The sequence below is a fragment of the Streptomyces sp. NPDC007164 genome, from assembly GCF_040634135.1.
Classification (GTDB): Bacteria; Actinomycetota; Actinomycetes; order Streptomycetales; family Streptomycetaceae; genus Streptomyces; species Streptomyces sanglieri.
This window is the reverse complement of record NZ_JBEYFB010000056.1, coordinates 1-23,301: the sequence shown is the minus strand read 5'-3', so window position 1 is coordinate 23,301 and position 23,301 is coordinate 1. Positions and strand designations below refer to the sequence as shown.

The 23,301-nt window shown below is 67.9% G+C and carries 20 protein-coding genes and 6 pseudogenes; 18 read left to right on the top strand and 8 right to left on the bottom strand.

Annotated features, from left to right (window positions below; translation table 11 throughout):
- Positions 1–59 precede the first annotated feature (59 nt).
- Positions 60–1,850, bottom strand: coding sequence for a substrate-binding and VWA domain-containing protein (locus ABZ622_RS36595; RefSeq protein WP_360550830.1), 1,791 nt, complete (start codon positions 1,848–1,850; stop codon positions 60–62).
- Positions 1,851–2,033: 183 nt separating this feature from the next.
- Between ABZ622_RS36595 and ABZ622_RS36590 the strand changes: the two genes are divergently transcribed.
- Entirely contained in the window at positions 2,034–2,813 is a 780-nt protein-coding gene (locus tag ABZ622_RS36590) for a type II CAAX endopeptidase family protein (protein WP_360550854.1), read from the top strand.
- An 82-nt stretch (positions 2,814–2,895) separates the two neighbouring features.
- Here the strand turns inward: ABZ622_RS36590 and ABZ622_RS36585 are convergent, their stop codons facing one another.
- Complete coding sequence (locus tag ABZ622_RS36585; RefSeq protein WP_360550828.1) at positions 2,896–3,717, bottom strand: PhzF family phenazine biosynthesis isomerase; 822 nt, start codon at positions 3,715–3,717, stop codon at positions 2,896–2,898.
- A gap of 224 nt (positions 3,718–3,941) precedes the next feature.
- Between ABZ622_RS36585 and ABZ622_RS36580 the strand changes: the two genes are divergently transcribed.
- On the top strand, positions 3,942–4,598 hold the full coding sequence (locus ABZ622_RS36580; RefSeq protein WP_360550826.1) for a maleylpyruvate isomerase N-terminal domain-containing protein: 657 nt from the start codon (positions 3,942–3,944) through the stop codon (positions 4,596–4,598).
- A 263-nt stretch (positions 4,599–4,861) separates the two neighbouring features.
- On the top strand, positions 4,862–5,722 hold the full coding sequence (locus ABZ622_RS36575; protein ID WP_360550824.1) for a maleylpyruvate isomerase N-terminal domain-containing protein: 861 nt from the start codon (positions 4,862–4,864) through the stop codon (positions 5,720–5,722).
- A 293-nt stretch (positions 5,723–6,015) separates the two neighbouring features.
- On the opposite strand, the gene tnpA is transcribed toward ABZ622_RS36575, so the two are convergent.
- Positions 6,016–6,444 carry an IS200/IS605 family transposase gene (tnpA, locus tag ABZ622_RS36570; RefSeq protein ID WP_360550822.1) on the bottom strand — a complete coding sequence of 143 codons (429 nt, stop codon included), beginning with the start codon at positions 6,442–6,444 and terminating at the stop codon, positions 6,016–6,018.
- 50 nt (positions 6,445–6,494) lie between these two features.
- On the opposite strand from tnpA, the gene ABZ622_RS36565 reads away from it, so the two are divergent.
- The 4 genes from ABZ622_RS36565 (at position 6,495) to ABZ622_RS36550 (ending at position 10,508) form a co-directional block, all read left to right on the top strand.
- Positions 6,495–7,709, top strand: coding sequence for a transposase (locus ABZ622_RS36565; protein ID WP_360550852.1), 1,215 nt, complete (start codon positions 6,495–6,497; stop codon positions 7,707–7,709).
- 57 nt (positions 7,710–7,766) lie between these two features.
- Positions 7,767–8,219 (top strand): GNAT family N-acetyltransferase, encoded by a 453-nt coding sequence (locus ABZ622_RS36560; protein ID WP_360550820.1) that lies wholly within the window; start codon positions 7,767–7,769, stop codon positions 8,217–8,219.
- A 43-nt stretch (positions 8,220–8,262) separates the two neighbouring features.
- Positions 8,263–8,997, top strand: a complete 735-nt coding sequence (locus ABZ622_RS36555) for a GNAT family N-acetyltransferase (protein ID WP_360550818.1) — start codon at positions 8,263–8,265, stop codon at positions 8,995–8,997.
- A gap of 452 nt (positions 8,998–9,449) precedes the next feature.
- Positions 9,450–10,508, top strand: a complete 1,059-nt coding sequence (locus ABZ622_RS36550) for a phosphotransferase (protein ID WP_360550816.1) — start codon at positions 9,450–9,452, stop codon at positions 10,506–10,508.
- 660 nt (positions 10,509–11,168) lie between these two features.
- Here ABZ622_RS36550 and ABZ622_RS36545 read toward each other — a convergent pair.
- Positions 11,169–11,407 (bottom strand): annotated as a pseudogene (locus tag ABZ622_RS36545) (integrase); the annotation flags it as partial.
- 102 nt (positions 11,408–11,509) lie between these two features.
- Here ABZ622_RS36545 and ABZ622_RS36540 point away from each other — a divergent pair.
- Positions 11,510–12,241, top strand: coding sequence for an aminoglycoside phosphotransferase family protein (locus ABZ622_RS36540; RefSeq protein WP_360550814.1), 732 nt, complete (start codon positions 11,510–11,512; stop codon positions 12,239–12,241).
- Positions 12,242–12,723: 482 nt separating this feature from the next.
- Positions 12,724–13,301, top strand: a pseudogene (locus ABZ622_RS36535) (ISKra4 family transposase); the annotation flags it as partial.
- Between the two features lie 287 nt (positions 13,302–13,588).
- Here the strand turns inward: ABZ622_RS36535 and ABZ622_RS36530 are convergent.
- Positions 13,589–13,984, bottom strand: a complete 396-nt coding sequence (locus ABZ622_RS36530; protein ID WP_360550813.1) for a hypothetical protein — start codon at positions 13,982–13,984, stop codon at positions 13,589–13,591.
- A gap of 498 nt (positions 13,985–14,482) precedes the next feature.
- Here ABZ622_RS36530 and ABZ622_RS36525 point away from each other — a divergent pair.
- Positions 14,483–14,698: pseudogene (locus ABZ622_RS36525) on the top strand (ISKra4 family transposase); the annotation flags it as partial.
- A gap of 762 nt (positions 14,699–15,460) precedes the next feature.
- A complete protein-coding gene (locus ABZ622_RS36520) occupies positions 15,461–15,679 on the top strand; it encodes a GNAT family N-acetyltransferase (RefSeq protein WP_360550811.1) in 219 nt (72 codons plus the stop codon).
- An 84-nt stretch (positions 15,680–15,763) separates the two neighbouring features.
- Here ABZ622_RS36520 and ABZ622_RS36515 read toward each other — a convergent pair whose 3' ends face one another.
- The gene (locus ABZ622_RS36515) at positions 15,764–16,300 is read right to left on the bottom strand and encodes a phosphoribosyltransferase (RefSeq protein WP_360550809.1); all 537 of its coding nucleotides are present in this window, start codon (positions 16,298–16,300) and stop codon (positions 15,764–15,766) included.
- Between the two features lie 95 nt (positions 16,301–16,395).
- Between ABZ622_RS36515 and ABZ622_RS36510 the strand changes: the two are divergent.
- From ABZ622_RS36510 to ABZ622_RS36500, 3 genes and pseudogenes are all read left to right on the top strand, one after another.
- Positions 16,396–17,053, top strand: a pseudogene (locus ABZ622_RS36510) (integrase); the annotation flags it as partial.
- Positions 17,050–17,586: a hypothetical protein gene (locus ABZ622_RS36505; protein WP_360550856.1), complete on the top strand. Its 537-nt coding sequence runs from the start codon at positions 17,050–17,052 to the stop codon at positions 17,584–17,586. The pseudogene ABZ622_RS36510 and the gene ABZ622_RS36505, both read left to right, overlap by 4 nt.
- A gap of 80 nt (positions 17,587–17,666) precedes the next feature.
- Positions 17,667–18,275 carry a DUF4240 domain-containing protein gene (locus tag ABZ622_RS36500; RefSeq protein ID WP_360550807.1) on the top strand — a complete coding sequence of 203 codons (609 nt, stop codon included), beginning with the start codon at positions 17,667–17,669 and terminating at the stop codon, positions 18,273–18,275.
- A 556-nt stretch (positions 18,276–18,831) separates the two neighbouring features.
- Here the strand turns inward: ABZ622_RS36500 and ABZ622_RS36495 are convergent.
- On the bottom strand, positions 18,832–19,209 hold the full coding sequence (locus ABZ622_RS36495; RefSeq protein WP_360550806.1) for a VOC family protein: 378 nt from the start codon (positions 19,207–19,209) through the stop codon (positions 18,832–18,834).
- Between the two features lie 241 nt (positions 19,210–19,450).
- Here ABZ622_RS36495 and ABZ622_RS36490 point away from each other — a divergent pair, with 241 nt between their 5' ends.
- On the top strand, positions 19,451–20,794 hold the full coding sequence (locus ABZ622_RS36490) for an IS1380 family transposase (RefSeq protein WP_360550804.1): 1,344 nt from the start codon (positions 19,451–19,453) through the stop codon (positions 20,792–20,794).
- 289 nt (positions 20,795–21,083) lie between these two features.
- On the opposite strand, the pseudogene ABZ622_RS36485 reads toward ABZ622_RS36490, so the two are convergent.
- Positions 21,084–21,590: pseudogene (locus ABZ622_RS36485) on the bottom strand (ImmA/IrrE family metallo-endopeptidase); the annotation flags it as partial.
- Between the two features lie 115 nt (positions 21,591–21,705).
- Between ABZ622_RS36485 and ABZ622_RS36480 the strand changes: the two are divergent.
- The 3 genes and pseudogenes from ABZ622_RS36480 to ABZ622_RS36470 form a co-directional block, all read left to right on the top strand.
- A complete protein-coding gene (locus ABZ622_RS36480; protein ID WP_360550802.1) occupies positions 21,706–22,560 on the top strand; it encodes an IS5 family transposase in 855 nt (284 codons plus the stop codon).
- Positions 22,557–22,955 carry a hypothetical protein gene (locus ABZ622_RS36475; protein WP_360550800.1) on the top strand — a complete coding sequence of 133 codons (399 nt, stop codon included), beginning with the start codon at positions 22,557–22,559 and terminating at the stop codon, positions 22,953–22,955. Before ABZ622_RS36480 ends, ABZ622_RS36475 begins: the two co-directional genes overlap by 4 nt.
- Positions 22,956–23,032: 77 nt before the next feature.
- A pseudogene (locus tag ABZ622_RS36470) lies at positions 23,033–23,301 on the top strand (IS5/IS1182 family transposase); the annotation flags it as partial.

The window sequence follows — 23,301 nt, the reverse complement described above, 5'->3', positions numbered from 1 at the left end:
CCGCCTCGCCTTCCGGCTCACGGCCGTAACCCCCCGGCGCGGGCCGGCCGGGCCGGGGGCTACTCCTGTGCGGCGTGGCTGCTCTGGCCGGCCGTCATGATCGCCTGCAGGATCACCACCTGGATCTCGGCCGGGTCGATGACCTGGTAGCCACCGCCGCCGGTCACCTTCGCTATCTCGTTCACCTCATCGCGGTCGGCCTCGGGGCCGACCGCGATGGCGAGTATCGGCACCGGACGCTCCGGATCGGCGATCCGCTTCAGTTCAGCGATCAGGGCACTGCGGGAGATGGAGAGGCTGTCCTGGTTCGAGCCGTCGGTCAGGATCACGACCGCGTTGAACTTGCCCTTCACATAGGTCGCCTGGGCGTCCTTGTAGGCGGCGAGCATGGTGTCGTAGAGACCGGTCGCGCCGCCCGGCACGGGCTTCAGCGCCGCGAAGGCCGCGGAGAGCTTCTCGCGGTGGGTTCCGCCGCCCTTCGCCGGATCGCCCAGCCGGGCGGCCGGCATCAGCCTGCGGTAGTCCTTGTCGCCGTCGAGAGTGGTGGCGAACTCCCAGAGCCCGATCTCGTCGTTCGGGGTGAACTGGTTGAGGGCCTGGATCAGGGACGCCTTGGTGACATCCATCCGGGACTGGTTGCGCCCAGGAACGATCGTGGCCATCGACCCCGAGGCGTCGACGACCGTGGTCAGCCGGGCGCTCTGCACCGTGATCGTCCACATGCCGAGGGTCTGCTGGAGCTCCTCCACGGTCGGTGCGGCGGCGGCAGCGGTGGCGTACGGCTGGGGCTTCCGGCCGCCCGCCGGTGCGACCACCGACTCATCGGCCGTGCCGTCGACATTCCTGAAGCCGTGCTTCTCCAGCGTGGCCTGCGAACCCGGTTCGTCCAGCAGCGTCATGAACCGCAGCGCCGCCCGGCTCTCGGGCGTGCTCATGCTGGCCTCGTCGACCAGCGTGTACGGATAGTTCAGGAGCGGCGTGCCGTCCTTGGGGTAGAACAGGTCGAGCTTCCCGTCGCCGGTCGACTCCGCGTTGTGGGCGAACGCGGCCTGCTCGGAGAGGAGCACCGCCTGGTTGCGCCCCGGATTGCCCTGCTCGGCGCCCGAATCGCCCTGCGCCAGCGTCTCCAGCACCTGCGTGTCACTGTCCGACATGCGCTGCGCGAGCAGCTTGGCGGTCGCCGCGACCCTGGTGTCGCTGTCCCCGCCCTGCTTCTCGGAGGACGCGCCGATACCGGCGAGGGCCAGCAGGCCGGTGGCGCTGCGCGCCGGGTCGGCCGAGCCGAGGCGCACCTTGTCCGACTCCATGGCCGCGGCCGTCAGCTCGGCCCAGGAGTACTTCTTCTTCGGCCAGCCGAGGCTCTTGGCCGCGGACGGCACCATGGCCAGAGTCACGGGGGAGGACGCGATGGAGTCACCCGGTGTGATCGGAACGCCGTCGCCGGAGCCCTTGGCCCGGTCGAGCCAGAGGTCGGAGTCGGGCAGCCAGATCTGGAAGTCCGGGGAACGGGTGTCGTTGGTGAGGGCGTCGGCGACCTTGTAGGAGTCGCGGGCGACCACCGTCACGTACAGGCAGCGACCGTCGGACCGCACCTCGTCCTTGCGCGCCTTGTCGGCGATGGCGCGAACGGCGGGCGCGATGTCCGGGGAGGTCATCATGGACAGACGTACGGCCGAGTCCCCGCAGCTCTTCGAGAACGACAACAGGCCGCCCTGCACCGCTGCGGCCGTTCCCGCCGCCACCGCGAGAACGAGCATGGTCGCGATCGCGACGGTACGCCGACGGTGCGGCGGTGAACCGTCCCCGCTTCCTTCTCCGGCGTAGTCGTCGGGCAAGCTGTGACGTCCCATGTCGGTGGTGCCCCTCCTTGAGGATGAACAAGGAAAAGGGGGACCACACCATCGGCAATGGTGGTTGTCCCCCGGCCTGTCGCGCATGATCTTCGTACCTGTATTCGAGACCCTAGTCGAGGGGGAGCAGGATGGGGCGTGAATGCACAACTCAAGGCAGGTGTACAGGTGGAGGCGGGGCTTATGGCTGATTCTTACCCCCAAGAGGCATTGTCACGACGGATCCTGCGGTCCGAAACGGTCCTCGTGCTGGCTCTCTCGCTGGGTGCCAGTGGAGTGTCTGCCCTGATCAGTTTTGTCGGATCACTGACGAAACCAGGGGGTTTGAAGGATCAGGCGGCGACCCTCAACAGCTCGTACACACCTGGACGTCCATGGCTGGATCTCGCCTGGCAGCTCTTCGGTATCACGACGGCACTAGTGCCTGTGGCCCTTGTCGCGCACCTGCTGATCAGGGAAGGCGCCGGCCTGCGGGCCATCGGCTTCGACCGTACCCGGCCGTGGCCGGACCTCGGCCGGGGCACGTTGGTCGCGGCGGGCATCGGCAGCGCGGGCCTGGCCTTCTACCTGGTGGCGAGGGCCGCCGGATTCAACCTGACCGTGGTCCCGGAGTCACTGCCCGATGTGTGGTGGAAATTCCCGGTCCTGATCCTGTCCGCGATCCAGAACTCCGTGGTGGAGGAAGTGATCGTCGTCGGGTATCTGCTGCGCAGACTAGGACAGTTGGGGTGGACGCCGATGGCCGCTCTGGCCGCCAGTTCGGTGCTGCGCGGCTCGTACCACCTGTATCAGGGGATCGGCGGCTTCATCGGGAACATGGTGATGGGCGTCGTCTTCGTGCTGCTGTACCGGCGTTGGGGGCGGGTCGGGCCGCTGGTCGCGGCGCATGCGCTGCTGGATGTCGGAGCGTTCGTCGGGTACGCGCTGCTGGCGGGGAAGGTGGGCTGGCTGCCCACGCCGTGAGGGCCTGGGGCCGCGGCAGGAGAGAGGTGCGGGGAGCGTCGGACTGGTCCGTACACCCCCTCCCGCGACCTCGTCCGAGACGTCAGAGTGACGTGAGCAACTCGCCGTCGATGACCGTCACGGCGTTTCCGGTCAGCAGCGTACGGTCGCCGCGCAGTGCGGTCCGTACCAGGCCGGAACGGGCGGAGGCCTGTAGCCCGGTCAGATCGTCACGGCCGAGGCGGGCCGACCAGAAGGGTGCCAGCGCGGTGTGGGCGCTACCGGTCACGGGGTCCTCGTCGATCCCGACGCGCGGGAAGAATCCGCGCGAGACAAAGTCGTAGCCACCGGCCGGGTCCGCCGCGGCCGCCGTGACGATGACGCCCCGCCGGGAGACATCGGCCAGCCTGGCGATGTCGGGGGTCAGCCCCCGTACGGTCGCCTCGTCGGACAGTTCGACGAGCAGGTCGCCGATGTGCGGGCCGGTGTCCTGGACGGAGAGCGGCTCCGCGCCCAGCGCGGCGGCCAGCCCGGCCGGGGTGGCCTCGGGCGTCAGCGGGGACGTGGGGAAGTCGAGGGTGATCGCACCGTCCGGTCGGGTGTCCGAGGCGAGGATCCCGCACCGGGCCGCGAAGCGCACGGTGCCGGTCGCCGCACCGGTGGTGTGCAGGACATGCGCGGTGGCGAGGGTGGCATGGCCGCACATGTCGACCTCGGTGGCCGGGGTGAACCAGCGAAGCGCCCAGTCGGCCTCGCCGCCCGGGGGCAGCGGGTGGGCGAAGGCGGTCTCGGAGAGGTTCACCTCCATGGCGATCCGCTGGAGTCGATCGTCGTCGGCGAAGGTGTCGGAATCCAGGATCAGGACCCCGGCCGGGTTGCCGGTGAAGGGGCGGTCGGTGAACGTGTCGACGATGCGAATCCTCATGGCGCGACCATATGCAGGGTGCGGAGCCGTGGACCAAGGCCAATTCCGTGTCGTTGGACCTCTGCGCCGATGGACCTGAATGCCGACGGGTTCCCGGGTGGCATCGGCGTGCCACGAGTACGGGATGCGTCTCGGCCACGGTCGCCACGTGCCGGTGAGGTGGTGCGCGGGCGGACCCGCCGAGGTGCTTGTCCGAGCGCGCGGCACCGCACTACCTTTCCGACGTGGATCTCTTCTCACGCTCCTGGACGGCGTTGCGCACGGCGGTCGCCGAACTTCCGGACGAGGACTTCGCGCGACCGTCCGGCTGCGCCGGCTGGTCGGTGCGGGACCTGGTGTGCCATCTGGTCATCGATGCCCAGGACGTCCTGATCACCCTCGTGACGCCCGCCGAGGCGGAACCGACCCGCGACGCGCTGACCTACTGGAACGTCTCGGGGACGCCACCCACCGGCGACGACCCGCTGGATGCGCTGATCGTCCGGCTGGCCGCCGCGTACGAGGAGCCCCGCCTGCTCAAGTTCCACCTCGACGACGTGGGCTCCGCCGCCGGCCGTGCCGCCGTACTCGCCGACCCGGGTCTCCGGGTCGGCACCCGTGACGTGGTCCTCACCGCGGGCGACTACCTCGGCGCGTACGTCCTGGAGTGGACGCTGCACCATCTCGACCTCGTCGCGTATGTTCCGGACGCGGCCGGACCGCCCGCGGAGGGGCTCGCCCGGTCGCGCGAGATGCTGGAGAGGATCGCCGGGGCGGCGTTCCCCGCGTCGTTCTCCGACACGGACGCGCTGCTGGTCGGCACGGGACGGCGTACCCCGACCGCCGCGGAGAGGGCGGAACTGGGCGAGCGGGCCGCGAAGTTCCCGCTCTTCCTCGGCTGATGGGCCGGACGGACCGGACGGACCGGATCACACCTCCCTGGCCGACCGGAGTTTTCGGGTCTTGAGTGCACCGGCCGTCGTAGCGCGGGGCGCGGTGGCCGGAGCGAAACGTCGAGCGGTATGCCGATGGCGCGGCGGCCGGGGCGGCATGCTGAGTGGTACGTCAACGGCACGGCGGCCCCGGGACCGGATCGGGGGAGCCCTGTCGCAAGCGCCCTACTCGGCGGTAATCTGCGGGCCCGTCCGCAGTATGGGGGAGTGGCATGGGCACCGTCCCGGGATTCGATCCCGTCACCGTGCACGAGAAGACCCGCGCCGCGTTGCGCGCCGTGGTCCCGCGACTGGTTCGGCTGCTGCACGACGTACGCGATCCGGATGCGCCCTCCGGTGTCCCGGTGTGGACGGTGGGCGACGTCGGCGTGCATCTCGCGGCCGTGTATCTCGCGTACTGCTCCATCGTCTCCGCCGAGGAGCCCGTGGAGTGGGACTCGGTCCTGCCGCCGGGCGACGCGCCGTTCACCGAACGGATCGCGGCCATGAACGCCAAGTCCATCGAACTCTTCGGCGGTGACGAACACGCCCGTCCCGGCGACTTCGTCGCCGAACGCGGCGAGATGTTCCTGCGGACCACCGAAGGTCTCGCCCCGGACACCCCGGTGTCCGCGCCCTGGTACGGGCAGGGGACGACGATCACGTTGGCGACGGTGACCGGACTGATGCTCAGCGAGAGTCTGGTGCACGGTCTGGACATCGCGCGTGGCACCGGACTTCCCTGGCCGATCAGCCCGGACGAGGCGCGCCTGGTGCTCGGACAGTCGATGCCGACGATGATGGCGCTGGCTCTGGACGCGGCGAAGGCGCGGGGTGTCAGTATCGCGTTCGACCTGAGGATCAAGGGCGGTCTGCGGCTGGCGGTCGTCGTCGAGGACGGGAAGATGACGGTGACCCGCGACGCCCCGCCGCGCGCCTACGACTGCACGATCACGGCTGCGCCGGCCACGTTCCTGCTGGTTTCATTCCGGCGCACGCCGATCTGGAAGGCGATCGCACGCGGCCACCTGCGGGCCGGTGGTCGTCGCCCGTGGCTCGCCATGCGACTCGGCGAACTCGTCGCCAGTCCGTGACCCGGTCGCCGGCCCCTGACGCGAGGGTGCATGTCCCACCAGCGGGACTTGCCTGGTGGCAGGGTGTGTCGGGGCGCCGTCCACTGAGGTGGATCGCATCTGCCCGGCCCATGTACTCGCGGCTGGTCCGGTGCGCCCGGGACCGCATTGGTAGGTTGTTGCGATGCCGTACACGACGATGCCACTCCATCCCTGACCTTGCGTGGGTATCCCCGGCTTCAGTCGGGGAGGGAAACGCATCCTTGGTCCGGAGGTGCGGAGCGCCGGAGTTCTCTGCACCTCTGGGTTGACGGTCAGAGGGGCTGCTTCTGTCCTTCGATGTACTGGCGGATCACGGTCAGTGGTGCGCCGCCGCAGGACCCGGCGAAGTAGGAGCGGGACCAGAACACCGAGCCCATGCCGATCCGGTTGATCCGGCCGGTGTACTCCGCCCGCAGATACCTGGAGCTGACGCCCTTGAGCGAGTTGATCAGCTTCGACAGGGCGACCTTCGGCGGGTAGTGCACCAGCAGGTGGACATGGTCGGCTTCGCCGTTGAACTCGCGCAGCTCGGTCTCGAAGCTGCCGCATACCTCCCGCATGATCTCTTCACACCGCTTGAGCATGTGGTCATCGAACACATCACGCCGGTATTTCGTAACGAACACCAAGTGTGCGTGGAGGTTATATGCTACGTGACGGCCGGTACGGATATCGGGGTTCGGTTCCCAGCGTGGTGACATACGCCAAGTTTATTATGGTCAAGCTGACCTGGCGGAAGGGGGTGGGCTGGGTGATCCGTGCGTACAAGTTCCTCATGCGGCCCACCGTGGGCCAGGCGATCGCGCTCGGCGAGATGCTGCGTGATCACTGCTCGCTCTACAACGGGGCCTTGCAGGAACGCCGTGGCGCTTACCGGCACGTTTCGAAGACGAGTGTCAAGTACGGGATGCAGTCCGCGCAGCTCAAGGAGATCCGGGCTTTCGACCCGGGGCGTCAGGGCCGCTGGTCCTTCTCCTCGCAGCAGGCGACGCTTCGCCGTCTGGACAAGGCGTTCGCCGCGTTCTTCCGCCGGATCAAGGCCGGTGACACCCCGGGCTACCCGCGTTTTCGCGGGGTGAGCTGGTTCGACACGGTTGACTTCCCCAAGGACGGCGACGGCTGCCGGTGGGACTCCACCCCGCACGACCCCGTCACCCGCGTCCGCTTCCAGGGCGTCGGGCATGTCAAGGTCAACCAGCACCGTGCGGTGGTCGGCAAGGTCAAGACCGTGTCGGTCAAGCGTGAGGGACGTAAGTGGTTCGTCGTACTCACTGCAGAGCAGGAGCAGTCCGAGCCGCTTCCCGCGACGGGCAGTGTGATCGGGATCGACCTGGGCATCGCTTCGTTCCTCACCACCTCCGACGGCGAACACATCCCCAACCCGCGCCACGCCCGGAAGGCTGCCTCGAAGCTGGAAGCGGCACAGCAGGCGCTCAGCCGGTTCCCCCGCCGCAAGGCCAAGGACCGCACCCGCAATCATCAGCGCGCCGTGGAGAAGGTCGCGTCTCTGCACGGCAAGGTACGGTGTCAGCGGCTCGACCACGCGCACAAGACCGCGCTCGGCCTGGTCCGTGAGCACGACTTCATCGCGCACGAAGACCTCAAGATCCGTAACATGAGCAAGGCCCCCGCGCCGAAGCCCGACCCTGACCAGCCGGGCACCTTCCTGCCCAACGGGGCCTCGTCCAAGGCCGGGCTGAACCGCTCGATCGCTGATGCCGGCTGGGGGGTGTTCCTCGCGATCCTGAACGCAAAGGCTGAGAGTGCCGGGCGGGAAGTGGAGGCCGTGGACCCCCGCAACACCTCCCGGCGGTGCCCCGAATGCGGGCACACCGCCAAGGAGAACCGGCCCACGCAGGAGAAGTTCCACTGCGTCTCGTGCGGCCACACCGCGCACGCCGACACGGTGGGCGCCCTGAACGTTCTACGGGCCGGGCTGGTCCGTCGCGACGCCAACCAGGCATAGCGAGAAGCCCCCTCGTTCACGAGGGGGAGGAGTCACCTTGAGACCACCAGGCTGACGATGCGTCCGTGGACGATGTCCGATGCCGACGACCATCGTGCGCTCGCCGCTGAGCGGGGCAATGGAATGCCGTCGATCGAAGCCAACCGGCGAGTGATTGAGGCCCAGCTCTCCACGCCTGCAAGGACGGGGCTCGCTCTGCTGGTCATCAACCGTCACGATGTGGGTGATTTCATCGGCTATTGCGGACTCACTGTCGGGCGGGCTTCCGTTGAAGAGCCCGAGATCGCGTACGAATTGTTCCGGCGAGTGCGCGGGCAGGGCTATGCCACCGAGGCGGCCACCGCCGTGATCGACGCCGCGATCGCGACTGGTCGGCAGCGGCTCTGGGCGACCGTGCGTTCCTGGAACGCGCCGTCTTTCCGCGTCCTCGAAAAGCTGGGTTTCGAGCGCGATCGCGTTTCAACGGATGACCGTGGCGAACTGGTCTGGCTCACGCGCTCCTTGGCGTGAGTACCTGCTGCTGAAGCCGGAAGAGGGAGAGGTGCTCGGATCCATGAGGGTGGACGCGTTGGTACCCCGGGCACGTCGGCTCTGGGAGGAACTGGCCCGCATACCTGTGTCGTTCGCCCCACCGGGTGGTGTGAACGTGGCGGTCTCCCCGCGACCCGGGCTGTGCCCGGTCGGCTGGGTCGGGGTGGTGGCGCTGGGCGGATCCGCCATCGCTACCGCGCCGAGTGAGAGAGCCGCCGCGATCGTTCGCGACGCATTGGGACAACTGCCGGTGTCGGCCGTCGTGGACGGAGACGTGGTCCGGCAGGCCCTGCCGGTGGGGCAGATGCTCGGGCCGGCAATGCTGTCATATGTGTCTCCGGCGGGGTTTCGGCCGGTGCCGGCCGACGCCATGGTGATGGAGCAACTCCCCTCGGATCACCCGGATTTGCGGATCCTGGAGCATACGGCTGGTCCTGAGGATGCCGGCGAGGCCGCGCTGGACGAGATCACGTCACCCACGTTCGTGCTGCGTGACCACGGTCGGGTGGTCGCTGCTGCGGGCTATTGTGCCTGGCCGAGGCGGACGGCCCATATCAGCGTACTGACCGCGCCGGAAGCGCGAGGGCAGGGACTGGCGCGGGTGACCGGCTCAGCAGCGGTCGTTCATGCCCTCTCCGCCGGACTGCTACCGCAGTGGCGGGCGCGCCCTGCTGCCTCCCGGCGGGTCGCCGCCGCATTGGGTTTCGAGGAGCTGGGTTCCCAGCTCAGCTTCGAGATCGCTGCCGCTATTGCTTGAGGCCTCCGGTCCGCTGCCGACCTGGAGGCGCCGAAGAGTTCGGACCACGAACCTCACAGGGCATCCCCGCCCGCTGTGGGGCGGTGACGTCACCAGAGGTCAGCACACCACTGCCGATCGGCGAAGGGATCAAACAGAGTGCGTTCGAGATACACGGCGTCCAGGTAGCGGTGCCCGGCCACCACCGGCCCCGCTTCGGTCGGTCGGAGCGTGCCCGGCTGTACGGCGCCGGGCACCGGACGTTGGCCGTGAGGATCGGATCCGGGCGGTCGGCCCGCTCGAATCCCTGGCCCGTACTGATGCGATCTTAAGCAATCTGCGCCGATCCACGTCCGTCTCGGCGAAGGTTGATGCTTGACGGTCTGTCTCGGTGAAGGTTGATTGGGGCCGCGCTCGGCGGTCGGCTGCTTGGACGCTCGCGAGCGCGCGAAGCTACGGCTACGCTCTTCGGAATGCTGAACCGTGTTCCGTTCAATGAGGCGCTGCTCTCCACCGTGGGCACCCCCAAGCAGACCAGACTCCTGGACAGCAGTCCGCGGTCGCGCGTGTGGCGGGTGCGGCTGGCCGACCGGCGGCTGGTGATCGTCAAGCAGATCACCGACGGCGGGGACACGGGCGCCGACGCGAACACGCGCTTCGCGCGGGAGGTCGCCGGGCTGCGCCTGGCGGGGCGGGCCTCCGGGCCCGCCGTGGCCCCCGCGGTCCTCGCCACGGACCCGTCCTCGCGGGTGTTGGTCCTTGAGCACTTGGACGACCTCGGCAAGACGGACGACTGGATGCCGGGGTACGCCGAGTCGCTCGCCCGGCTGCACGCCCTGACCGGGCCCGCCGACGCGGGCGCGCTGCCGGTCTGGTCGGGGCCCACGGCCACCGACGCGGAGTCCTTCCTCACCCTGGCCAGGGCGCTCGACGTGCCCGTACCGTCCACGGTTCCCGATGAACTCGCCGGCCTCCTGGAGCGGTTGGACCCCGCCCCGCACCATGCGCTGCTGCACGGCGACCCGTGCCCCGGCAACGATATGCGTACTACCGAAGGCGTCCGTTTCGTCGACTTCGAGCGGGCCTCGCTCGGCAACGGCCTGGTCGAACTCGCCTACTTCCGCATCGGCTTCCCCAGCTGCTGGTGCGCCATGTCGGTCACCGCGGCCCCGCTCACGGAGGTCGAGAACATCTACCGGAGTACCTGGCGCGGCCTGACCGGGAAGGACGTGCCGGGTGACCTCGCCGACGCCTGCGCAGGCTGGCTGATCCAGGGCGACGCGCTCGTCGAGCGGGCCCACCGCGGGACGGTCGATCAGCTCGCCCGGGTGCCCGCCGAGGACTTCGAGTGGGGCTACGTCTCCGCTCGTGAGCGGCTCGTCCACCGCCTGGGCGTGGTCGCCGACATGACCCGCGACCACGATCACCTGCACGCCGTCAGCCGCCTCAGCTCCGCCCTGGCCGGCCGCCTGCTCGAACGCTGGCCGAAGCTGCGCCCGCTGCCCACGCATGACGCCCGCCCTTGGTACTAGGCCTTCTTCGGCCGCTCAGGCCGGCCGCGGGACGAGCGGTAACACTTTCGCGAGCACCAGCGGCAGGTCCAGTGCGCATGTCTCCGAGCAAGTGCGCCAGGGATTGGGAGTTGGGCGGCGGGGGGCCTTCGCAAACGGCGCAGGCGTGGAAGTCCCGCTGCTCAGGGGCGCCCTCGTTGCGGCAACGACGTTCGGTGCAGGCCACTCTGTGGCAGGCGGAGGAACGGATTCGGTGACGTTGACCGAACCGGGTCTTCGTCGGTTGTCGGCAGATTCGGCAGGGTTCCGTGCCCGATGCTTTTCGGGGACGCGGCATCGAGTCGAGCAGTAGCGGGGCAGAACGCCCAACGTGCGGGAGACCAGGAAACCCGATCCTCATGCCCTGCACTTGACCGTATCGGGTGTTCCCGCAGCAGTCCGGAATCGCGGCCGGTGACGGCGGCGATCCGCGCCGATGACGGACGACCGCGACATCCGGGCCTGCCTGCGAGGAAACGTCGCAGGCAGGCAGGTGGCAGGTAGTTGACGCGGGCGAGGCGGGCGATGAAGGGGACGGCACCCTTCAACTGCGATCGGCCGGACCTGGAAGGGGAGCTCGGAGATCGGCTCGCTGCCCGCACTGGGGTGGGTCACTTGTCGCCGATGCGCCGGCCGGGGGCGCGACGCCTCGTGCGTCGGCTGCGGCGCGATGCCCAAGAAGCGGCAGGAGGCGCCGAAATCGTGCGAGATGAAGACCTTGCCGCAGTCGCGGACGATTGTCTCCGGAACGATCACCGGCCGCGCCGCCGCGTGCTTCAGCCGGTCATCCAGGGCCGCAGTTGCCGGTGCGGCAGCACCGACCGGTACCTCCGCAGTGCCTCCGGCCGGCCCGGCCGCATTGTCTCCGGCGTGAGGGAACGAATCGATCGGATGACAAGGAGCAGCCGTGTGTCCTGTGACACCTGCCTTGACCAATTTGCCACTGAAGATCGATCAATAGCCCGCGCGTGCAGGATGTAGAAATGGAAAACGAAGTGCCGTTGTCCGGCGGACGCATCACTTCAGGCGTCGTCAGGGTCGGCGATACCGTCCGGCGGCCGGTCAAGGCGTCGTCCGCGTTCGTCGTTGAACTGCTCGATGATGTCCGACGGCAGGGCTTCACCGGCGCTCCACGTCATCTCGGGTACGACAGGGCCGGCCGCGAGATCCTCAGCTACCTTCCCGGCCGGGTGCCCGCCCGCTTCCAGCCCTGGACGGACCCCCAGGTGGCTGCCGCCGGCTCCCTGCTCCGCGCCTTCCACGACGCCACCCGCGCGAGCCGCCTGGCCGGTCGGCACCCCGTGGTCTGCCATCACGACCCGGGGCCGAACAACACGGTCTTCACAGACGACGTCCCGGTCGCCTTCATCGACTTCGACACCGCCGCCCCCGGCGATCCGCTGGAAGACCTCGGCTACATGGCGTGGACCTGGTGCATCTCTTCCAAGCCCGACGCTCCGCCACCCGCCATCCAGGCAGCACAGGTACGCATCCTCGCCGACGCATACGGGCTCGACGCCGCTTCCCGCTCCCGCCTCATCGATGCCGCGCTCGACCGCCAGATGCGCAATGCCCGGTGGTGGCGCGGCCACCTCGCGCGGCCGTCCCCGCACGTTGCCGACGACCATGAGATTGCCGGGCGCGTCCGATGGTCCGAGCGGGAGCATGCCTACACCTCGGCCAATCGCACGACCTTCGCCGGAGCCCTGGACTGACAATCCGGCGCTTGCCTGAGCCTCTCTCGGACCCGCTCGATCAAAGTGGATGGCAGAAACCTGCGTTCGTCAAGGTTCCCTAGGTTGTTCTGCGGGACCGGGGGAGCCCTTCGTATGGTTGGCCCACCCAGGGGCGTCGGGTGCGGCTTTCAAAGGGAAGCCCTGACCTGCGGAGACGTGAGTTGGTATGGAAATGGGCAGGTCTTCTCGTGACGAGAGGGGGCGGTGCCGGTGGGTTCGCTGTTCGAGTTGATCGATGCCGAGGAGGCTGAGGCCCAGGCCCGGGTGGAGGAACTCGAGTTACAGGCGGCGGAGTTGGCTGAACGGCTGGCTGTGGAGCGGGAGAGGTTGTCGCGGCTCGTGATCACCGTGAGACGGCCGGTGAGCTCCTGGCGAGGATGCCGGCCGGCGTTTTGGACCGGCCCGGGGGTGAGCCGCCGACGGCGGTGGAGGCGTCGCCGTTCGCGGGTGCGGAACGTCGGGTGGTGGGGATTCTGACGGCCCCGGCCACCAGCTCGACCTCATCCACGCCGAAGCCGCACGCCGCGACATCGAGATCAGCATCCTGATCGACTTCGTTCATGTCGCGGAATACGTATGGAAGGCCGCGCACGCCTTCCACCCGGCGGGCAGCCGCGATGCCGAGTCCTGGGCCGCCACCCATCTGACCACGATCCTCGCAGGCCAGGCGGCCCGCGCGGCCGACGAGATGCTCGGCCAGGCGGACCGCGAACAGCTGCCGACCTCACGCCGCGCGGCCGTCGCCACCTGCTACCGCTACCTGACCGGCCATCTCGACCAGCTCCACTACGACACCGCACTCGCATCCGGCCGGCCCATCGCCACCGGCGCGATCGAAGGCGCCTGCCGCCACCTCATCGCAGACCGCCTCGACATCACAGGAGCCCGCTGGGGCCTCGACGGAGCCGAAGCCGTCCTCCGCCTCCGCACCCTGACCGCCAACAATGACCTCGACACCTACTGGACATTCCACACCGCCCGCGAACACGAACAGCTCCACACCCACTCCCACCAGGCCGGATTCAGACTGAGCGCCTGACCGGTCTTCACTTCAGAAGAGCCGCACCCAATTTTCTTCGCTGGACCGGCAGTTCCATCGCCGACGCGCAACGACGCCTCGCACTGGCACCGCACAAGGCCCCACTCGACCTCTTCGGAGTACCCACTGACCAGCAGGTTTCCTCATGAATGCGACTTTGCGGCAGCCCTGCCCATGCCCCCGCGTCTGGCGACCAGAACGACAAGAGCCGTATGACGAGAGATCGTCACGTACGGATCTGTGAGGGCCGAGGGGTGAGAATCCCCTCGGCTACTTGGCGGGAAACTTCAGCACTCGCCCACGCCGGGGACGACTTTCCCGCGCGTCAGATTAGACGCTGGAACATTGCCGTACTCGCCCGCGTGCGTATCCATCCAGTACCAGACAACATTCTTGTCCTTCACCCAGCACCTGAACGTACTACTGTCACGGAGCCTCGTGGTGCCACTGTTGACGTCACGATCCTTGTACGCCCAGATCCCTGCCGTGTTTGTGCAGGTCAGGAGACTATTGTCGCCGACATTGCAGTCGGGATAGAGCCTGGGATCTGGTTGGCCATCAGTTGCGTGCTCGGAAGCGTTGCCACCCAGCACAGAAGGGAGGGCGTTGACCAGGCCGAACACCCCACCACCGACGGTCGTGATCAAAGCGGCGACAAGAGCGACTTTGCCAGCCTCGGTCAAGCCGCCGAACCACGCCCACGCCCGGCGCATGCGCGATCGCCGACGGCGCGCGGGTACTGGTCCGGCGCCTGAGTCAGGAGCCGGACCCGTGCCAGTACTTGGAGATGACGGTTCGGAGGACAATAGAGTCTCCTGGCCTTTTCGTTGGCTGGTCGGTCCCAAGATAGTAGAGGCGCTGGGCAACCTAGGGATTGGGTTCGTTGACCCTGACCATTCAGTGGAATTGTCCGGCCTGACGGCCTGGTAGCAGAAAAGGCATCCTGACCTGCGAGGATGCGACTGTCGCGGCAGACGTCGCCTCGCCGAACTCGTCATCGCCGCCGCCTGCGACATCGACGCCTTCTACCGCGACCGTACTCCTGTTCCCTGCGGCCGCGAGACGCTGCTGGTCCTGCAGTTCGACGGCAAGGGAATCGTCATGCGGCCCGAGGCCCTGCGCGGAGCCACCCGCCGCAAAGCAGAGGAAACCGCAGCTCAGGGAAGGCGTGGACGCCTCGCACCGGCGCGATCGAAGGCGCCTGCCGCCACCTCATCGCAGACCGCCTCGACATCACAGGAGCCCGCTGGGGCCTCGACGGAGCCGAAGCCGTCCTCCGCCTCCGCACCCTGACCGCCAACAATGACCTCGACACCTACTGGACATTCCACACCGCCCGCGAACACGAACAGCTCCACACCCACTCCCACCAGGCCGGATTCAGACTGACCGCCTGACCGGTCTTCACTTCAGAAGAGCCGCACCCAACGACATTGGGAATCGCTGGCAGGCGGTTGGAGTCCGGCGACACAGGACACCGTTGACCTGTGACAGTGATCGTTGATCGATTGTTACTGAAGGATGATCAACGCCAGTCTGTGCCACCGCAGATTGATCATTCGGCGTACAGGTGGGCGGGGGAGGTGGCGGGCACCTGCCGGTGTGTTCGGACGCGCCGGTCACCTGTCGTCAAACGATCGTTTGCCGACAGGAGTGGCGACGGGGCACCGGGCGGAAGGTCATCGCTTCTCGGGGGGCGGCAGTTGTGCAGGGCATGGACTCCCGGTCAAACGCGTTGTCGAGGGAGTAGCCTGCTGCCGAGATCGTTTGGTGGACATGCCACAGCACCAGAACGTCCCTTCCGTACGTTCCATCATCGATACCGACGTCCCCACTGCGGTCGATACTCTCGCCCGGGCCTTCGCCGACTACCCCTACACGCGGCACGTGATCGCGGCGGATGGTCATGAGGAGCGGATCCGGCGTTACCAGAAGCTGTGCCTGACCCGTATCGGCATGGTGTACGGCCGCGTCCGGGTCGCCGACGAAGGCCGCGCCGTGGCCGTCTGGGCCGTTCCCGGCCAGATCCCTCACCTGCCTTCGTCGAACTCGGGCCGCTCCTCGCCGAGCTCAGCGGCGACCGGGCCGCCGTTTCTGAGATGGCGGACGCGGCCATGGCCCCGTACCGGCCCTAGGAGCCGGGGTGGTTTCTGGAGACCGTGGCTACCGCCCCTGAGGCCCAGGGGAAGGGCCTCGGCAGCGCCGTACTGATTCCTGGCATCCAGGAGGCCGCGCGTACTGGGTGTCCGGCGTTCCTGGAGACCTCCAGCGAGGCGAACGTGCGGTTCTACGAACGCCTCGGCTTCAAGGTCACTGCCGATGTCCCGCTCCCCGACAACGGCCCCCGTACATGGTGCATGCGCAGGAACCCCCGCTGAGAACCTGAGAATCTGACCGGCGAGGGCTGTGCTCAGACCGGTCACGAGGTCGCTGACCACAGCACACCATGCAGTCGGGGACGCTCACCCGCCCCCCGGCAGTTCCTTCGCGAAGAGCAGCCCTCGGACGGGGCCGACCTTCACCCGGAGAGCTTCCGCATCGAGCTGGTCCACGATGACGGCACACCCAGCCCAGTCACCGCCGCACTCGACCACCATGTCCTTCACCGCCGCAGCCTGGCTACCGGTCTCGATCCAGTCGTCCACAAGCAGCACTCGGTCCCCCAACGCCACGGAGTCACGCTGGAGTCGGAGCCTGTGACGCAGTTTCCGATAGTCAGGGGACGCCTCACGCACAAGCTTGTCGCCTGGAAAGAGTCCTTCCGCTTTACGCACCGGGATGAAGCCAACGCCGAGTGCAACGGCAGCTGCACCGCCGAGGAGGAAGCCTCGGGACTCGACACCACAGACTGCAGTGATCCCCTCGTCCTTGAACGGCTCCGCCAGACCTCGAACCACGGCCGCGAGCGTCACAGGATCCCTGAAGACCGCCCAGACGTCCGCGTGTCCATCGATCCAGCGAAAGCGTTCCAGGACAAGGTCCTGAGCGTTGGCAGGCACGACGGCAAGTCTCGCCTGTCGACACAGTCGTGATCAATCCATTTCGGAGGAGCCTGAGCATCGGTCAACGGTCAGTCCAGAGCTGCCGCCACAACGGCATGTTCGATGTCGCCACCAGGACACTGGCCGCAGCGGTGCTCAGGCCCACGACGAAGTCCGTCGGCGCCGGCGGGCTGCTGGCCCGCACGGTCACCCCGGAGCCGATGAGACCGGGCTGGGCCGACGCGCTGAAGATGTACCGCTCGGTACTGCCGCATGCCCGGATGCCGACCCTCGATGAGCGTCTGGAGCACGCGGCCGCCAAGCCGGTGGCCGTCCCGGAGATGATCGTCTGCGATCACGGCAAGGTGTTCGTCTCGCGCAACTTCCGGCCTCCTGCCGGTTCCTGGAGATCGACTTCCAGCCCGCGCACAAGGGGGCGCCTGTCGAAAAGGGCCACATCGAGAAGATGCTCGGCTCCGTCGCCACGATGTTCGCTCAGCTCCTCCCCGGCTGCACCGGCCGCAGCACCGACCACCGAGGCCGTCACCCGGAGCACGAGAACCTGTGGTCGCGCGGAAGGCCAAGCCGTCCAAGGCGGACCGCCGCGTCGCGGCCCGGACCAGGGCCACTGCACCGGCAGCAGCCATTCCTCCGCCGCGACCGGAGACGCAACCCTCGCCGGAGCTGCCGGCGGAGGCCGAGGAAACGATGGCCGAAGTGGTCCCGCTGGGCATCTCCGACCTGCTTGAGGACCCCTGGAGACGGCCGTGAGCACGCCGCCGGCAGATCAAGCCGGACGGCGATTTCGGCCGCTACCTGACGGCCTGCCCGGCTGGCGCGAGTCCGTCGCGGGGGCGATCAGCGAGCCGATGGCCATGGTGACGCAGGACGAGTACGACGCTCTGACCAAAGAGGACGGATACCAGTACGACGAGGACCGGTTCGACCACCATGCCGGCCGCAGGTGGTCGCCACCTCAACAGTCCGGCACACAGTCACTTGCGGGACGCTGCCTGGTCATCCTCAACCGCGGCGCCATCAGCGCCCGCCGGGGCCTCATCGTCACCGGCCCGGCCAACACCGGCAAAACGATCGCTGCCATTGCCGCACATGGTCGTCTGGCGGCGCTGACCCATGCATCTTCTTCAAGCCGGTGGCCTGTGGCCAGTGCAAGGATGGCTGGACCCGGCGCTGGTGCTCGCGCAAGTGCTACCGGTTGTCCCGCGGCTGGCCTGAGCAGCCGAAGAAGACCGAGCAGCCGAGCGGCTGATCGTGCAGACACTCATCTTTCGGCGTACACGTGACGCGCCAGGCGGGCCGTTCCCGAGGGTGCGCAGGGTGGCAGGGCGGCCGCTACTGCTGTTGACGCAAGGGGTTCTCGGGCATGTCAGTGGTGGCTGCGATCCTGTGCGGCATGGACGACAAGACCTTCTGGGCGCTCATGGACGAGCTGAGCCGTCGCCCCGGTGACCGGCACGAACGGCTGGAGTGGCTGCGCCGGGAGTTGCGGCGTCGGCCGGCCGCGGAGGGAGTGGAGTTTCAGGCACGTCTGGAGGCCGTGTGCGAGGCGGTCGCCACGGACGCACTGTGGCGGGCGGCGGCCCGGATCGAGGGCGGCTTGTGCTCCGACGACGGCTTCGAATACTTCGCGCTCTGGCTGGTGGCCCAGGGGCAGGAAACGTACCAAGCGGTGCTTGCTGAGCCGGATGTCCTTGCCGGCGTTGCTGAGGTGCGGGCCCTGGTGGGGCGGCACACGCGGGAGTGGTGTGACGACGAGTGGCCGGAATGGGAGGAGCTCGACTACGTGGCCCAGGAGGTATTCGACGAGTTGACGGGTCAGGAGGACGACTGCGGGGAGGCGTTCTACGAGGCCCTGGAAGCCGTTCAGGAGACATGGGCGAAGCCCGAAGAAGAGATCGACACCGTAGAGGCCACGGTGAGAACCGGGACACCCCGGCTCGACGCCCTCTTCCCTGCAGGAGCCAGCTCCTGATCAGTGACGTGACGCCGACTCCACGACCGTAGGTGGAGAGCCTGGGATTCGCACCTGCCATCCGAGTGAGCACGTTCACCGACTCTGTCGCTCCGTACCTGCCCGGGCACTCCGGCGGCTCCGGCCAGTACGCCCCATCACTGATGGCAGTCAACCGGCACCGAGACAGACCAGCCATCAGCAGGGCAACACTTCACAACGGTCAGCCTTCGCTGACACACGCGATCAAGTGGTCGCTCTTCGCTGACACAAAGCAGCTTTGATCAACCATCCCTGGCAATCGATCAACGGTGTCCCGTCCCATTCGACCTTCTCGCCAGGCACGTCGGTGACCAGGGGATAGACAAATCACGGTGAACACGGCAGCTCACGAAATCCCAGGAGACGTTGTCGTCCAGGTTGACGCGTGTGCAGACGTCCCAGCCTTCGTTGTCGGCGGTTTCCGTTCGTGAGTGTCTGGGAGGGCGGGCACCTTCGATGGAGGTCCAGACGGCCCGGCAAGGGCGAGTCACCGACGGATCAACGGGCGTGGTGGGAGCTCAGCCCGACCTCGCAACTATTCCGGAACGTTGGTGCTGTTCGGAGGATTGAATACGCAGAACTCGTTGCCCTCCGGGTCGGCAACGACGATCCAGCGAAAGCCGTGTTCACTGAGTTCTTCGGAGAGCTGCGCAGCGCCGAGTCGTTCGAGGCGACTGACCTCGGACGCTAAGTCCGCTGTGCCAAAGTCGAGGTCAAGGTGCATGCGGTTCTTGCCCTGTTTGAGTTCTGGCACGTGCTGTAGGAGAAGGGTTGGTGCAGGAGCGGGCGCGACCAGGCTCAGGTAGGGCGGTCCGTGGAAGCCGCGCCGGTAGTCCAGTGGGGCGAGCGCGGCGAGCCAGAAGGCCGCTTGCGCTTCCGTGTCGACACAGTCCAGCGTCACAACGATCTGCATGGCGGAACGGTAGGCGGCCTGGTCCGCCCTGACGATCAATTTTCCGGCAGCACCCGAGGTGGCGCTGACGCTGTCCAGGCCCAAGCATCTACGAGTCCCATTGTCCCGTCCGGTTCTAGCCTCGGGCTTTCATAAGGCCAGCTGTCCGACAGGTGGTCAGAAAAGCAGAAAGGGCCTCTGACCAGCGAGAATGAGGATTGTCTAGGTCCCTGTTCCCGCCCCGGTCGGAGGCACTTTCCAGGTGAGTAAGCGTAGCGGGTCGTACCCGCGTGTCCGCGTCGAGGGCGGTGGTCGCGGGGTGGTTTCGCAGTCCGGCGCCGTGCTGCTGGTCGAGACCGCCCGCAAGAGTGGGCTCGAGGTGGCGATGTCGACGGCTCTGGGGCCGTGGCGCAAGGCGCGCGCGGTCCATGACCCGGGCAAGATCCTGCTGGACGTCGCGCTTGCGGTGGCCCTGGGCGGGGACTGCCTGTCCGATGTCGCGATGCTGCGGGCCGAGCCCGCCGTGTTCGGACCGGTGGCCTCCGACCCGACGGTCTCCCGTCTGGTCGACACCCTCGCCTCGGCCGGACCCCGTGCACTGGCGGCGATCCGCCGGGCACGAGCCGACGTCCGCTGTCGGGTCTGGAAGTTGGCCGGCGAGGCGGCCCCGGACGCGGGCGGCGAGGTGATCGTGGACATCGACGGAGTGCTGGTCCTCGCGCACTCCGAGAAGGAGCACGCCGCCAAGACCTGGAAGAAGACGTTCGGCCACCACCCGCTGTTCGCGTTCGTCGACCACGGCCCCGGCGGCTCCGGAGAACCGGTCGCCGGCCTGCTGCGGCCGGGCAACGCGGGCAGCAATACCGCCGCCGACCACATCGAGGCCGCCCGCGTGGCCCTGGCCCAGCTGCCGAAGAAGTACCGGCGCGGACGCCGCACCCTGATCCGCACCGACTCCGCCGGCGGCACCCACGACTTCCTCAACTGGCTGACCGCACGCGGACGATGGCTGTCCTACTCGGTCGGGATGACCATCACCGATGCCATCCACGCCGCCGTGCTGAAGATCCCGGCCCCGGCCTGGACCCCGGCCGTCGAACCCGGCGGCGAGATCCGCGAGGGCGCCTGGGTTGCCGAGCTCGCTGGCGACGTCCTCAGTGGCTGGCCGACGGGGATGCGGCTGATCGTCCGCAAGGAACGACCGCACCCTGGCGCCCAGTTGCGCTTCACCGACGCCGACGGCATGCGGCTGACCTGCTTCACCACCAACACCAAGCACACGCCGATCGCCGCCCTGGAGCTGCGGCACCGCCAGCGGGCCCGCGCCGAGGACCGCGTCCGCGCCGCCCGCGACACCGGCCTGCGCAACCTGCCGCTCCACGACGCCGCCCAGAACCAGGTCTGGCTGGAGATCGTCCAGCTCGCGCTGACCGGGTCCGCTCGCCGGTGGGAACCCAAGCGCCTGCGGCTGCGGCTGTTCTCCGCCGCCGCCCAAGTCGTCACCACCGGCCGCCGCAGCTACCTCCGCCTGGCCCGCCACTGGCCCTGGACCGACGTGATCACCAGCGCGTTCACGCGCCTACACACCCTGCCGAACCCCGGCTGACCAGCGACATCGCCCCATCCCGACGAGCAGTCGACCACTTCCGGAGCCGTGGAATCCGGCGCCCACCCGACGCGACAGCCGGGCCCTCGCCACATCTATCGGCAGAAGACCCGACCCGCACAAGCAGAAACGGCCCGTCAGCCAAGCTGACGAGCCGTCATGCAAGACCGAGGCTAGGTTGTCGATGCGGTGTGTCGTTGACCTGTGAATACGCAAGATGCAGCGAACGGCGTGACCTCGGAGGTCCGGGAAGACGTTGTCGCTCAGGGGGGAGGGCGACTGTCCGGCTCTATGTTGCCGATTGGCTGCGAATTGCTCCTGCGGAGGGAGGAGCGAAGGCCGGCAGATCGAATCCGGGCATGTAGTTGTTCAGCTCCCACATCGGGAGGCAGAGGTGCTCGGCGACATCGTGCGGGGTGAGCCCTTGTGCCTGGAGGGCCTTGAACACATTCGGCAGTAGAGCGCTTGTCTCCGACGTGGCGTGATCTTGACGGCTGAGCGAAGTCTGTTTGACCTGGGCGAGAGCTCGGCGGAAGTTCCACTCTTGTGTCAGGCCCAGCCCATGCAGGCGATGGGCCAGCGCCGTGGCGGGGACACCCCAGAGGCCTTTGGCCGCTGCGATTCTCTCGGGGGTTGCGTTGCGGAGCATGTGGGCCAAGAGCCCCGTGCGGGGCATCAGAAAGGTAGCGGCGAACCTATCGGTCTCTGTCTCAAAGGCGCGCCAGTCGATCTGACCAGTTGAGGGGCGGAGAACAAGGTGTCCAAGCGCGCGTGCGGCATCGAGCCGGTTGTCTGCGTCGGGCTGCTGAGTGGACGTTAAGTCCGATCTTCCTCAGTTCGTGATCGCTCGATCGTGGTACTGATCTCCGTGCTGACCCCCTGATGGGCATGTTCATGCTGTGATGCGGGCCATGGAGCGAGAGCCGTATCCCAGCGACATATCGGACGAGCAGTGGGTGTTGATCCAGCCGATGATCACGGCCTGGAAGCAGGACCGGGTGGCACGGTCGGCGACTGGTGATGCCGGGGCCTGCGACCTGCGGGAAGTCGTGAACGCGATCTTCTACCAGAACCGGACGGGCTGCCAGTGGCGCTATCTGCCCCACGACCTGCCGGCCTGGTCGGCGGTGTTCTACTACTTCACGCTGTGGCGCCAGGGCGGGCTCGACCAGCGGATCCAGGAACTCCTGCGCTGCCAGGTGAGGGAGAGGGCCCGGCGATTAGAGGACCCGTCCCTCGTGATCATCGACACCCAGTCCGTCCGCGCCGCGGCGGGTGTCCCGAAGGCCACGACGGGACTGGACGCGCACAAGAAGGTGTCGGGCCGCAAGCGGGGACTGGCCGTCGACGTCCTGGGGCTAATCATCGGCGTCGTCGTGCTGGCCGCCTCCGCCCACGACAACGCCGCCGGCACCACCCTGCTCGACCAGGCCGCCGAGCGGTGCGGCAACCGCCTGGAGAAGGTCCTGGTGGACCAGGGCTTCAAGGACGAGGTCCTCATCCACGGCGCCCTGCTGGACATCGACGTCGAGATCGTCCGCCGCAACCGGGCTGACCAGGGCAAAGGCTTCATTCCGCAGCCCAAGCGGTGGATCGTGGAGCAGGTCAACGGCACGTTGATGCTGCACCGCCGCCTCGTCCGCGAGTACGACCACCGGCCCGACACCTCCGCCTCCCGCGTCTGCTGGGCCTCGATCGCGAACATGGCCCGCCGTCTCACCACACCGAGTCCCGCCTGGCGCGACACCCTCGGGCTGGCCGCGTGAACGTCACCGAGTTCCTGGCAGCCCTCCAGGCCCAGCACGGCGAGACCACCACCCGGGCTGTTGAACTACGCGACCAGATACGGAACTTGACCGCCGCCCTGGCCGAGGCCGAAGCGCGACTCGCGGACCTGGCCACCACCGCCAAAGTCATCGCCGAACTCGGACCCGCTGGAGGCGACCCCGATCCACCCGAGACGAACACCGCCTACCAGGCCATCGTGAATGCCTTCAACCAGCACCCCGACCAGGTATTTCGAGCCCGTGAGCTGCACGAACTCCTCGGCATGCCCACCGACGAAGCGTCCGTCAACATCACCCGCAGCCGCCTCGGACGCCTCACTCGCCAAGGCTTCCTCACCCAGCCCGGACGAGGCCGCTACCAGAAACGAACTTAACGTCCACTTACGAGTTGGTGCGTGATAGCGGGTGAGGCGTCGTTGCTGACTGGTGGCATGATCCGGGTGTGGCGATCATGGTCAAGCGGTCGGTTCTCTCGCGTCGAGTGTTCACGGGGATCTCTCGGCGTCATCTCGCCTGCCTGGTCCAGGAGTTGGCCGAACCGTGGCTGGCCGGTGTCGAAGGCCGCCGTCACGCGGCACGTGGCGGGTCCCGGCGGCGGGCAGCTGGTGCGGGCGCCCGGCATCAACTGGTGTTCATCGACCGGTTGACGGCGACCCTCATTCATCTGCGGCACGATCTGCCGCACGCTGTCCTCGGACTGCTCTACGGTGTGGACCGCTC